General features: G+C 71.1%; 7 protein-coding genes. 5 read left to right on the plus strand and 2 right to left on the minus strand.

The features are described 5' to 3' along the window. Positions 1-250 precede the first annotated feature (250 nt). The 5 genes from gltB to QRX60_RS25270 all read left to right on the plus strand — a co-directional run bounded on the left by gltB (position 251) and on the right by QRX60_RS25270 (position 10571). On the plus strand, positions 251-4804 hold the full coding sequence (gltB, locus tag QRX60_RS25250) for a glutamate synthase large subunit (RefSeq protein WP_286003249.1): 4554 nt from the start codon (positions 251-253) through the stop codon (positions 4802-4804). Next, positions 4797-6305: a glutamate synthase subunit beta gene (locus QRX60_RS25255; protein ID WP_286003250.1), complete on the plus strand. Its 1509-nt coding sequence runs from the start codon at positions 4797-4799 to the stop codon at positions 6303-6305. The genes gltB and QRX60_RS25255 overlap by 8 nt, the downstream gene beginning before the upstream one ends. A gap of 291 nt (positions 6306-6596) precedes the next feature. Further along, the gene (locus QRX60_RS25260; protein ID WP_286003251.1) at positions 6597-7484 is read left to right on the plus strand and encodes a trypsin-like serine peptidase; all 888 of its coding nucleotides are present in this window, start codon (positions 6597-6599) and stop codon (positions 7482-7484) included. Positions 7485-7564: 80 nt separating this feature from the next. Further along, positions 7565-8959, plus strand: a complete 1395-nt coding sequence (locus tag QRX60_RS25265) for an alpha/beta hydrolase (RefSeq protein ID WP_286003252.1) — start codon at positions 7565-7567, stop codon at positions 8957-8959. 220 nt (positions 8960-9179) lie between these two features. Next, the gene (locus tag QRX60_RS25270) at positions 9180-10571 is read left to right on the plus strand and encodes a class II 3-deoxy-7-phosphoheptulonate synthase (RefSeq protein WP_286003253.1); all 1392 of its coding nucleotides are present in this window, start codon (positions 9180-9182) and stop codon (positions 10569-10571) included. A 101-nt stretch (positions 10572-10672) separates the two neighbouring features. On the opposite strand, the gene QRX60_RS25275 is transcribed toward QRX60_RS25270, so the two are convergent. Beyond that, on the minus strand, positions 10673-11986 hold the full coding sequence (locus QRX60_RS25275; protein WP_286003254.1) for a wax ester/triacylglycerol synthase family O-acyltransferase: 1314 nt from the start codon (positions 11984-11986) through the stop codon (positions 10673-10675). Between the two features lie 185 nt (positions 11987-12171). Beyond that, positions 12172-12873 carry a hypothetical protein gene (locus QRX60_RS25280; RefSeq protein WP_286003255.1) on the minus strand — a complete coding sequence of 234 codons (702 nt, stop codon included), beginning with the start codon at positions 12871-12873 and terminating at the stop codon, positions 12172-12174. Between the last annotated feature and the right edge of the window lie 49 nt (positions 12874-12922).

Raw genomic sequence — 12922 nt, forward strand, 5'->3', positions numbered from 1 at the left:
CGTCACGTTAGGCTTGACGAGAGTTTCCGGGCCGTATACTTAGCAGAGCGAACTACCGGGAACCCATCAGGAACTACGTCGTTCCACGCAGCCAGATCGTTACCGTCCGACGTCGCTCGGGGCGCTCTGAACAGGTGCTGGCATGTTTCCCAGGTGTTAAAGTCGCGCTAACAAGCGGGCCATCGTCGTCCCGTGCGCTCCCCGGCCGGTAGCCCGGCCCCGCACGACAGACGACGAAGGAGGTCCCTTCATGATCTTCTCCGCCATGCCCGGCAAGCAGGGTCTTTACGATCCGGAGACCGAACAGGACTCCTGCGGTGTGGCCATGGTGGCCGACATCCGCGGGCGCCGCTCCCACGGCATCGTCACCGACGGCCTGGCCGCGTTGACCAACCTCGACCACCGCGGCGCCGCCGGTGCCGAACCGACCAGCGGCGACGGCGCCGGCATCCTGCTGCAGCTGCCCGACACGCTGCTGCGCGCCGAAGCCGGCTTCGCCCTCCCCGAACCCGACGAGCACGGCAACCACGCCTACGCCGCCGGCATCGCGTTCCTCCCCGAAGACGCCGAGCAGCGCCGCAAGGCCGTCGAGCTGGCCGAACGCATCGCCGTCGAAGAAGGACTGGAAATCCTCGGCTGGCGCGAGGTCCCGGTGGACGCCGACCGCGCGGACATCGGCCCGACCGCCCGCTCGGTCATGCCGCACTTCGCCATGCTTTTCGTGGCGGCCGAAGGGAAAGCGGGCATCGAGCTCGACCGCCTGGCCTTCTGCCTGCGCAAGCGCGTCGAGCACGAAAGCGCGAACTCCGGCTGTGGCACGTACTTCCCGTCGCTGTCCTCGCGGACGATCGTCTACAAGGGCATGGTGACGCCGGAGCAGCTGCCCGCGTTCTTCGCCGACCTGCGCGACGAGCGGCTGGAAAGCGCCATCGCGCTGGTGCACTCCCGCTTCTCCACCAACACTTTCCCGTCGTGGCCGCTGGCGCACCCGTTCCGGTTCGTGGCCCACAACGGCGAGATCAACACCATCCGCGGCAACCGCAACCGCATGCGGGCCCGCGAGGCGCTGCTGGAGTCCGACCTCATCACCGGCGACCTGAGCCGGCTGTTCCCGATCTGCTCGCCGGACGCGTCGGACTCCGCGTCCTTCGACGAGGTCCTGGAGCTGCTGCACCTCGGCGGCCGCTCGCTGCCGCACGCCGTGCTGATGATGATCCCGGAGGCGTGGGAGAACCACGCCACCATGAAGCCCGAGCGGCGCGCCTTCTACCAGTTCCACGCCAGCCTGATGGAGCCGTGGGACGGCCCCGCCTGCGTCACCTTCACCGACGGCCGCCTGGTCGGCGCGGTCCTGGACCGCAACGGCCTGCGCCCGGCGCGCTGGTGGCGCACGGCCGACGACCGCGTCGTGCTCGCCAGCGAGGCGGGCGTGCTCGACGTCGCTCCCAAGGACGTCGTGGCCAAGGGGCGCCTCAAGCCCGGCCGGATGTTCCTGGTCGACACCGAGGCCGGCCGGATCGTGGACGACGAAGAGGTCAAGTCCGCGCTGGCCGGCAAGCTCCCGTACGAGGGCTGGCTGCACGCGGGCCTGCTGAAGATCGCCGAACTGCCCGACCGCGACCACGTCGTGCAGAGCCACGACTCGGTGCTGCGCCGCCAGCTTTCCTTCGGCTACACCGAAGAAGAGCTGAAGATCCTGCTCGCGCCGATGGCCGAGAAGGGCGCCGAGCCGATCGGCTCGATGGGCACGGACACCCCGCCCGCGGTGCTGTCCCAGCGGTCCCGCCTGCTCTACGACTACTTCAAGCAGAACTTCGCGCAGGTGACCAACCCGCCGCTGGACGCGATCCGCGAAGAGCTCGTCACCTGCATGGCGCGCATCATGGGCCCGGAGCGCAACCTCCTGGCGCCGGGCCCGGCGTCCTGCCGTCACCTCAAGCTGCCGTACCCGGTCATCGACAACGACGAGCTCGCCAAGCTCATCCACATCAACGACGACGGCGACCTCCCCGGCTTCGCCTGCAGCGTCCTTTCCGGACTGTACGAAGTGGACGGCGGCGCCGAGGCGCTGGCCGGGGCGATCGAGCGGGTGCGCCGCGAGGCGTCCGAGGCGATCGCGGCCGGGGCGCGCACGCTCGTGCTGTCCGACCGCGACTCCGACCACCGGATGGCGCCGATCCCGTCGCTGCTGCTGGTCTCCGCGGTGCACCACCACCTGGTCCGCACGAAGGAACGCCTGCGTGTCGCGCTGGTCGTCGAATCCGGTGACGCGCGCGAGGTGCACCACATCGCGCTGCTGCTCGGCTACGGCGCCGCCGCGGTCAACCCGTACCTGGCCTTCGAGACCATCGAGGACATGATCGGGCAGGGCGCGGTCACCGGCATCGAGCCCGCCAAGGCGATCCGCAACTACGTGCAGGCGCTGGTCAAGGGCGTCCTGAAGATCATGTCCAAGATGGGCATCTCGACGGTCGGCGCGTACACCGCCGCCCAGGTCTTCGAATCCCTCGGGCTGGCCCAGGACGTGCTCGACGAGTACTTCACCGGGACGTCGTCGAAGCTCGGCGGCGTCGGCCTCGAGGTGCTCGCCGAAGAGGTCGCCGTCCGGCACCGCCGCGCCTACCCGGACAACCCGACCGAGCGCGTCCACCGCGGGCTCGACACCGGTGGCGAGTACGCCTACCGCCGTGAGGGCGAGCTGCACCTGTTCACGCCGGAGACGGTGTTCCTGCTGCAGCACGCGTCCAAGACCGGCCGCGAAGAGGTCTACCGCAAGTACACCGACGAGGTGCACCGCCTCTACCGCGAGGGTGGCACGCTGCGCGGGCTGTTCGCCTTCCGGGACGGCGTCCGCGAGCCGGTGCCGCTCGACGAGGTCGAGCCCGCCGAAGCGATCTTCAAGCGCTTCAACACGGGCGCGATGTCGTACGGCTCGATCTCGGCCGAGGCCCACGAAACCCTGGCCATCGCGATGAACCGGCTCGGCGGCCGGTCCAACACCGGCGAGGGCGGCGAGGACCCCGAGCGGCTCTACGACCCCGAGCGCCGCAGCGCGATCAAGCAGGTCGCGTCGGGCCGCTTCGGCGTCACGAGCGAGTACCTGGTCAACGCCGACGACATCCAGATCAAGATGGCGCAGGGCGCGAAGCCCGGCGAAGGTGGCCAGCTGCCGCCGAACAAGGTGTACCCGTGGATCGCGCGGACCCGGCACTCGACGCCGGGTGTCGGGCTCATTTCCCCGCCGCCGCACCACGACATCTACTCCATCGAGGATCTGGCCCAGCTGATCCACGACCTCAAGAACGCCAACGAGCAGGCCCGCATCCACGTGAAGCTGGTGTCCTCGCTCGGGGTCGGCACGGTCGCGGCGGGGGTGTCCAAGGCGCACGCCGACGTCGTGCTCATCTCCGGCCACGACGGCGGCACCGGCGCGTCCCCGATGAACTCGCTCAAGCACGCGGGCACGCCGTGGGAGATCGGCCTCGCCGAGACCCAGCAGACGTTGCTGCTCAACGGCTTGCGCGACCGGATCACCGTGCAGGTGGACGGCGCCATGAAGACCGGGCGCGACGTCGTCATCGCGGCGCTGCTCGGCGCCGAGGAGTACGGCTTCGCGACGGCCCCCCTCGTCGTCGCGGGCTGCATCATGATGCGCGTCTGCCACCTCGACACCTGCCCGGTCGGCGTCGCCACGCAGAGCCCCGAGCTGCGCAAGCGCTACACCGGCCAGGTCGAGCACGTGGTGAACTTCTTCAAGTTCGTCGCCGAGGAGGTGCGGGAAACCCTGGCGTCGCTGGGCTTCCGCACGCTCGACGAAGCCATCGGCCATGCCGAGCTCCTGAACACCGACGAGGCCGTCGACCACTGGAAGGCCTCCGGTCTGGACCTGGCGCCGATCTTCGAGATGCCGACCGAGACGCCCTACGGCGGCGCGAAGCGGCGCACCCGCGGCCAGGACCACGGCCTCGAGCACGCCCTGGACCGCACGCTCATCCAGCTCGCCGAGGCGGCCCTGGAGGACGCGCACCCGGTGCGGCTCGAACTGCCGGTGCGCAACGTGAACCGGACCGTCGGCACGCTGCTGGGCTCGGAGATCACCCGCCGCTACGGCGGTGACGGCCTGCCCGAGGGCACGATCCACGTGCTGCTCACCGGATCCGCCGGCCAGTCGCTCGGCGCGTTCCTGCCGCGCGGCATCACCCTCGACATGGTCGGCGACGCGAACGACTACGTCGGCAAGGGTCTCTCCGGCGGGCGGATCATCGTCCGGCCCGACCCGGAGGCGTCCTTCGCCGCCGAGGCGCAGACGATCGCGGGCAACACGATCGCCTACGGCGCGACCGGCGGCGAGATCTTCCTGCGCGGCCAGGTCGGCGAACGCTTCTGCGTCCGCAACTCCGGCGCCACCGTCGTCGCCGAGGGCGTCGGCGACCACGCCTTCGAGTACATGACCGGCGGCCGTGCCGTGGTGCTCGGCCCGACCGGGCGGAACCTGGCGGCCGGCATGTCCGGCGGCATGGCGTTCGTGCTCGACGTCGACCGCAAGAAGGTCAACCAGGACATGGTGGACCTGCTCAAGCCGACCGCGGACGACCTGGCCTGGCTGAAGAAAACCGTGCAGCAGCACTACGATCTCACCCGCTCCGCGGTGGCGGCCTCGCTGCTCGGCGACTGGCCGCGCCGCTCCGTGGCGTTCACGAAGGTGATGCCGCGCGACTACCAGCGGGTCCTGGACGCGGCGAAGGCGGCCAAGGCCGCCGGCCGCGACGTCGACGAGGCGATCATGGAGGCCGCTCGTGGCTGACCCGACCGGTTTCCTGAAGTACGAACGCGAAGAGCCGAAGAAGAAGTCCTACGAGGAGCGGCTTTCTTCGTGGGGCGAGGTCTACGCGGACGTCGACCCGGGCGAACGCAACGAAAAGGTGCGCAAGCAGGCGTCGCGCTGCATGGACTGCGGTATCCCGTTCTGCCACTCCGGCGGCTCCGGCTGCCCGCTCGGCAACCTGATCCCCGAGTGGAACGACCTGGTCCGCCGCGGCGACTGGGCCGCGGCGAGCGACCGGCTGCACGCCACCAACAACTTCCCCGAGTTCACCGGGAAGCTGTGCCCGGCGCCGTGCGAGGCGGGCTGCGTCCTGTCGATCTCGCCGGCCTCGGGCGGGCCGGTGGCGATCAAGCGCGTCGAGCAGACGATCGCCGACCAGTCGTGGGAAGCGGGTTACGTCCAGCCGCAGGTGTCCGAAGTGGCCAGCGGGCAGCGGGTCGCCGTGGTCGGCTCCGGCCCGGCCGGGCTCGCCGCCGCCCAGCAGCTGACCCGCGCCGGCCACGAGGTCACGGTGTTCGAGCGCGACGACCGCCTCGGCGGCCTGCTGCGCTACGGCATCCCCGAGTTCAAGATGGAGAAAAAGGTCCTCGACCGGCGCCTCGCGCAGCTGCGCAAGGAGGGCACCAAGTTCGTCACCGGCTGCGAGGTCGGCGTCGACCTTTCGGTGGACGACCTGCGCGCGCAGTACGACGCCGTCGTCCTCGCGGTCGGTGCGCTGCGCGGCCGCGACGACACGACGACGCCGGGCCGCGAGCTGGGCGGCGTCCACCTGGCGATGGAGCACCTGGTGCCGGCCAACAAGTTCGTCGAGGGCGACGGCCCGCCGTCGATCGACGCGCACGGCAAGCACGTGGTGATCATCGGCGGCGGCGACACCGGCGCCGACTCCTACGGCACCGCCACCCGTCAGGGCGCGCTTTCGGTGACGCAGCTGGACCAGTACCCGATCCCGCCGTCCACCCGGGACGACGACCGCTCGCCGTGGCCGACGTGGCCCTACATCCTGCGCACCTACCCGGCGCACGAGGAAGCGGGCGAGCGGAAGTTCGCGGTCGCCGTGAAGCGGTTCGTCGGCGACGACAACGGCCGCGTGAAGGCGGTCGAACTGCAGCAGGTCCGCGTCCAGAAGGACCCGTCGACCGGCCGCCGCGAGGTGATCCCGGTCAACGACGAGATCGAGACGCTGCCGGCCGACCTGGTCCTGCTGGCGATCGGCTTCGAGGGCGTCGAGGAGATGCCGCTCCTGGACGGTCTCGGCCTGTCGCTGACCCGCCGCGGAACGCTGTCGTGCGGCGCGGACTGGCAGACGGAGTCCCCCGGGGTGTTCGTCTGCGGCGACGCCCACCGCGGCGCGTCGCTGGTGGTGTGGGCGATCGCGGAAGGCCGTTCGGTGGCCAACGCGGTCGACGCGTTCCTGACGGGTGCGTCGGACCTCCCGGCGCCGGTCCACCCGACGGCGCTCCCGCTCGCGGTCGTCTGACGTAGTCGCGCCGAAGGCCCCTTCGTCACTGGCGAGGGGGCCTTCGCCGTTCCCGGTCGCGGCGGCGGCTCGTCCGAACGTAGTGAATGACTCATTCCTGGCGTCGGGTGCAGTGAATGAGTCATTCACTGCACCGGAGGCGACGCAGCCGAGCCCGCAGGCGCGGTGAGGGGCTTTCGACCGTTTCGACCCATTACGCCGAACGGTGGCTGTGCTCTGTGTACACGGACAACTACTTTCGAGTAACTGTGCCGGTTTCGCGGCAATTCACCTCGGCGGAAGGTGGGCGTCTTGAAGCACACGGCTCTCCGGGCAGCGGTCGTCACCGCGGTCCTCTCCCTCGCGTTCGCCCTGGTCGGCATGCCCGCCCAGGCCGCGCCGAAACCCTTTTGGACGCCCGACGCCATGCGGGCGGCCATCCCGATGGACAACCTCGTCAAGGCGCCCGCGTTCACGCCGAAGGACGTGGCACGCGGGCAGAGCGCCGTCATTCAGAGCATCCCGAACGGCGGCGGCGCCTGGACCGGCGGCGGTCAGGTCACCCACACCGCCGGGCGCGTGTTCTTCGTCTTCAACGGCCAGAACGCCTCCTGCTCCGGTGACGCCGTCACCAGCACCAACGGCAGCGTCGTCGTCACCGCCGGCCACTGCGTGAAGTACCAGGGCACCTGGCACACGCAGTGGACCTTCGTCCCCGGCTACGACAACGGCAACGCGCCCTACGGCCAGTGGGCGGCGAAGACGACGCTGACGACCCCGCAGTGGGAAGCCAGTGAGGACATGAACTACGACGTCGGCATGGCCGTGGTGAACCCGCTGAACGGGCAGCGGCTCACCGACGTCGTCGGCGCGCAGGGCATCGCCTTCAACCAGCCGAAGAACCAGAACATGTACACCTTCGGCTACCCGGCCGCGGCGCCCTACGACGGCACGAAGCTGATCTACTGCAGCGGAACGACGTTCACCGACTTCCTGCTGACCAAGGACCACGGCATGAACTGCAACATGACCGGCGGCTCCAGCGGCGGGCCGTGGTTCCTGTCGTTCGACGAGGGCACCGGGTCCGGCGTCCAGGCCTCGGTGAACAGCTTCGGCTACACCTTCCTGCCCGGTTACATGTTCGGGCCGTACTTCGGCACCGACGCGCAGAACCTGTACAACCGCGCGCAAGCCGCGTGACCGCCGTCAGCCCGGGGAGGACCGGCAGGTCCGGCCCCTGGGCTGACGTCCGCGCGCTCGTACCGGGTCATGCTCGGAGCATGCGAAAAGCATTGGTACTCCTGGCATTCCTGCCCCTGCTCGCTGCACCGTCGCCGGCGGACGCGGCACCGCGTCTCGAGTGGACGACGCCCTGCCCGGACTACGGCATGTCGCCGTCGCCGACCGCGGGGCTCGAATGCGCGGAACTGCGCGTGCCGCTGGACTACGCGCACCCGGACCGCACCATCGAGCTGACGCTCTCCCGGCACGCCGGCACTCCGGGCAAGCGCCGCGGTGTGCTGCTGATGAACCCCGGCGGCCCGGGCAGTCCCGGGCTCGCCATGCCCGCCCAGCTGCTGGAGCGGATGGGCGGTTCCGGCCTGCCGGACGCCTACGACGTCATCGGCTTCGACCCGCGCGGCACCGGCTACAGCACGCCGGTGACCTGCGACATGACGCCCGAGCAGCGCGGAGCCGTCCTCGGCCCGTACGCGGACGGCCCGCTTGACGTCGTCGCCACGGCGGCGAAAGCGCGTGTCGTCGCGAAACAGTGCGGCGAGGCGGCGACGGCGGACCTGCTGCCGCACATGACGACCGCGAACACCGCGCGCGACCTCGACCGCATCCGGGAAGCACTGGGGGAGAAGAAGATCTCCTACTACGGCGTCTCGTACGGCAGCTACCTCGGCGCCGCCTACGCGTCGATGTTCCCCGACCGCGGCGACCGGATCGTGCTCGACAGCGTCCTCGGCCCGCGCGGCCTCGACGTCCGCGCCAACCAGCGCTTCGCCGAAGGCTTCGACGACCGGTTCCCGGACTTCGCCGCCTGGGCCGCGGCCCGCGACGACGGCTACCACCTGGGTCGGACCCCCGCGCAGGTGTCGGCGAAGTTCTTCGAGCTGGCCGCGACCCGCGGGCCGGAGTTCCGCTCGGACACGTGGAACGGGCTCTACGACGACGCGCGCTTCCCCGCGCTGGCCGCGGAATGGGCGGGCGGTGCCCGCGTCGCGGCCGGCCCGCTCGACGGCGACACCCGCGCGTCGCTGCAGCTCCAGGTGATCTGCAACGACTCCGACTGGCCCGAGCGGATCGGCTACTACCAGCGCGCGGTCGAGCGCGAACGGGTGCGGCACCCGATGTTCGGCCCGGCCGCGGCGAACGTGAACCCGTGCGCGTCCTGGCCCGTCGAGCGCACCGAACCCCCGGTGCGCGTCGGCGGACCCGGCCCGGCCGGCGTCCTGCTGGTGCAGAACCTGCGCGACCCGGCGACCCCGCTTTCGGGAGCGCGCGAAACGCGAGCGGCGTTCGGGAACCGGGCGCGGATCGTGACCGTCGACGCGGGCGGCCACGGCGTCTTCACGAGGGAAAACGCGTGCGGGAACGCCGTGGTGCTGGCCTATCTGCGTGACGGGGTCTTTCCTACGGCGGACGGTTCCTGCCCGTCCGGCCGGTGAGGTTTTCCCTCGCGGAGGAAAACGAGGAGAAAAATCGTCCGCTTCCGGACGGCGCTGCCGAGCCTTCTCCCACCGTGCGGACTCGTGCTCGGTCGACCAGGCACGAGTCCGCAGCTCGGCGGGGAAATCGCGAGGTGTATCGACGACAGATCCAGGGGTCTGCCAGCTCGGGAGCGAACCGGGCGAAGCGAAGCGGGGCGGGAACCTTATCCTGGTGTTCGTGAACTGGACTGTGGACGTCCCCGTCGACACGCTGCCCGAACTGCCGCCGCTGCCGCCCGAGCTCCGGGAGCAGCTCGACAAGGCGCTGGCCCTGCCGGCCGCTCAGCAACCGGAGTGGCCCGACCCAGCCGCGACCCGCCGGGTCCGCAGCGTGCTGGAGAGCGTGCCGCCGATCACCGTCCCGGCCGAGATCGACCGGCTCAAGAGCCGGCTGGCGATGGTCGCCCGGGGCGAGGCCTTCCTCCTGCAGGGCGGCGACTGCGCGGAGACGTTCGAGTCCAACACCGAGCCGCACATCCGCGCCAACCTGCGCACCCTGCTGCAGATGGCGGTCGTGCTGACCTACGGCGCGAGCCTGCCGGTGGTCAAGGTCGGGCGCATCGCCGGCCAGTACGCCAAGCCGCGCTCGGCCGCGACGGACGCGCTGGGCCTGCCGGTGTACCGCGGCGACATCATCAACTCGCTGGTCGCGAAGCCCGAGCTGCGCGTGCCGGACCCGGGCCGGATGATCCGCGCCTACGCGAACGCGGGCGCGGCGATGAACCTGGTCCGCGCCCTCACCGGCGCCGGCATGGCCGACCTGCACCAGGTGCACGACTGGAACAAGGACTTCGTGTCGGCGTCGCCGGCGGCGCAGCGCTTCGAAGCGCTGGCCAACGAGATCGACCGCGGCCTGCGGTTCATGTCGGCCTGCGGGGTGACGGACACGTCGCTGCAGTCCACCGAGATCTTCGCCAGCCACGAAGCGCTGCTGCTCGACTACGAGCGTTCGATGCTGCGCCTGGACAACGCCGACGCGGCGAACCCGAAGCTGTACAACCTGTCGTCGCACTTCCTCTGGGTCGGCGAGCGGACCCGGCAGCTGGACGGCGCGCACATCGCGTTCGCCGAGCTGCTGGCCAACCCGATCGGGTTGAAGATCGGCCCGACCACCACGCCCGACCAGGCCGTGGAGTACGTCGAGCGGCTCGACCCGCGCAACGAGCCGGGGCGCCTCACGCTGATCGCCCGGATGGGCAACGGCAACGTCCGCGAAGTGCTCCCGGCGATCGTGGAGAAGGTCGAGGCGTCCGGGCACAAGGTCATCTGGCAGTGCGACCCGATGCACGGCAACACGCACGAGTCGTCCACCGGCTACAAGACCCGCCACTTCGACCGGATCGTCGACGAGGTCCAGGGCTTCTTCGAGGTGCACAACCAGCTGGGCACCTACCCGGGCGGCATCCACGTGGAGCTGACGGGCGAAGACGTCACGGAGTGCCTGGGCGGCGCCCAGGAGATCTCGGACGTCGACCTGTCGGGCCGCTACGAGACGGCCTGCGACCCGCGCCTGAACACGCAGCAGTCCCTGGAGCTGGCGTTCCTGGTCGCGGAGATGCTCCGCGGCTGACCGGGCCCGGAACGCCCCAATGTGGCGTTGGTTGCGTGGGACGCACCGAACGCCACATTGGGTGCGTGGGACGCACCGAACGCCACATTGGGGCGCTCGGGTCAGGAGGCGTCGAGGAGGCGGTCCACGGACTTCAGCACCGCGTCCCGCAGGGAACCCACGTCCGGCACCGCCTCGCCGTTGGCCTGCAGTCCGATGTGGACCGAGTCGCGGTACGTCGCCACCGCGATGCCGACCGCGTGGCGCGGGGCCAGCGGGACGAACGGGTAGACCTCCGCCAGCCGGGCGCCGCCGAGGGACAGGCGGGCCGGGGGCACCGGGACCGTCGTGATCACCAGGTCGAACAGCATCGGCGCGGCCAGCCCCGCCGTGCGCGTGCCCAGGCGGTGCAGCAGCGGCGGGACGCGGCCGGCCAGCAGCGGGAGCGCCCCCGCGCCGCGGCTCGGGCCCGCCGCCTTGTTGCGGGTCATCGCCCGGCGGACCACCCGCAGCCGCTCGACCGGATCGTCTTCGCCGACCGGCAGGTCGCACAGGTACCCGGACAGCTTGTTGCCGCCGACCTGGTCGGCGGCCCGGCCGCGCACGCTCACCGGGATCAGCGCGCGCAGCGTGCGGCCGTCGGCGCGGTGGCCGCGGTTCACCAGCCATTCGCGCAGTGCGCCGGAGAGCACCGCCAGCACCACGTCGTTGGTCGTGCCGCCGTGGGCCCGGCGCACCCGGCGCAGCTCCGCCAGCGGCACCCGCACGAAGCCGAGCCGGCGTTCGGCCGACGTCGGCGCCGAGATCGGCGAGAGGGGCGGGCGCGCGGCCCGCACGAGGGACGACGCGATCCCGGCCGTCTCGTTCGCCTGGTCCCAGACCGTGCCCAGCGCGCCCTTCACCGTGTCCAAAGTGGACCGTGGGGCCGGGGCCGGCCGCGGCGGCGAGATCCGCTCCGGCAGCTTGACGCCGTCGAGCAGGCCGGCCGCGACGGCGTACGCGCCGGCGCCGTCGGTGAGCGCGTGGTGCAGTTTCAGCAGCAGGGCGAACTTCCCGTCCGGCAGCCCGGTGACCAGGGTGACGTGCCACAGCGGCCGGGACGTGTCGAGCGGCTCGGCGATCCACTGCGAGGCGTACGCCGCGAGCGGGTCCGGCTCGTACAGCGAACTCAGCGTGACGTGGTGGATGTGGTCCGCCGCAACGAAGTCCGGGTCTTCGGCCCAGCTGGCCGACCCCGGCGGGAACAGCTCCGCACGGGCACGCTGACGCAGCTTCGGCAGCCGGGCGGCCCGTTCGGCCAGCAAGGCGGTCACCGCGGCGGGGTCCACCGGGCCGCGGGCGGTGAAGGTGACCACCGCTCCCATGTGCATCGGGGAGGTTTCGCTTTCCAGGCAAAGGAAAGCGACGTCGAGCGCGCTGAGCGGAGAGCCTGCCATGGGCGACCTTTCCGGGTTCGCGGGTGTGCACGGCCACGTGCGTCGGAAGGGAGCGAACTCCACTGCACCAGCCCGACATGACGGGCGGGTGGTCGAAGTGTTTCCACGACGCTAACTACCGACCCCGTTCATCCATTCGAGATACCCCGGGCGCCGGTGCGCGGGGTCACAGATCAGGAAACGCGCTACTCCGCGGGGGTGGACCCGGGCTCTTCCGCCCGCACCACGGAGGTCCCCCAATCGGGGGTGAGCGCCACCTGCTTGCCGACGCGGCGCACCGGCAGGCCGTTCACCTGCCGCCTGCCCAGCCCCGGCCAGATCTCCGCGGCGTCCTTCGCCGCGGCCCGGATCGCGCCGCCGTCCAGCGTCGTGCGCGTCTCGGGGATCTCGCGGTCCGTCCACTGCACGACCAGCTTCAGCGGGCCGGCCGGCGGGAGCGGCCACAGGAACACTTCGTGCTCGACGGCGAAGCGCGTGCCGCCGACGGGCTGCGCCCGCAGCACCGGGTCCTCCGGTTCGGACGCCGACGGCACCGAGATCGTCTCGGAGCTCGCCCGGCTGCCGTCGGCGTAGAGCACGCCGATGAGCAGCCCGTTGTAGTCGGGCTTGCGCCGGTGGTCGATCAGCCCCTCGGCGGGGTCGTCGACCAGGCTGTCCCGGGAGTAGACCGTGATGCGCAGCGTCAGCGCCTCGGGCCACACCTCGACGAACCGCAGCGCCACCACCGTGCGTTCGGACCGCCCCAGCGGCTGCGCCAGCGCCAGCACCGCCGGGACGATGTGCTCGCGCGGGGGATCGGTCCAGTGCCGGCCGTTGAACGCGTAGAGCTCCTGCTCCGGCACGGGGAACAGGGGACGCTCACGGGGACCGCCGGTGAAGAAGCTCATCGGACGGCCCGCGACACGCTGTCCGGCACCATGCGCCCACGGTAGGACA

The sequence above is a fragment of the Amycolatopsis mongoliensis genome, assembly GCF_030285665.1.
Lineage (GTDB): Bacteria > Actinomycetota > Actinomycetes > Mycobacteriales > Pseudonocardiaceae > Amycolatopsis > Amycolatopsis mongoliensis.

Bases quoted from the DNA above. Each gene is read 5' to 3' on its own strand.
- gltB (WP_286003249.1), top strand. From the start codon at position 251: ATGATCTTCTCCGCCATGCCCGGCAAGCAGGGTCTTTACGATCCGGAG.
- QRX60_RS25265 (WP_286003252.1), top strand. From the start codon at position 7,565: ATGCGAAAAGCATTGGTACTCCTGGCATTCCTGCCCCTGCTCGCTGCA.
- QRX60_RS25275 (WP_286003254.1), bottom strand. From the start codon at position 11,986: ATGGCAGGCTCTCCGCTCAGCGCGCTCGACGTCGCTTTCCTTTGCCTG.
- QRX60_RS25280 (WP_286003255.1), bottom strand. From the start codon at position 12,873: ATGAGCTTCTTCACCGGCGGTCCCCGTGAGCGTCCCCTGTTCCCCGTG.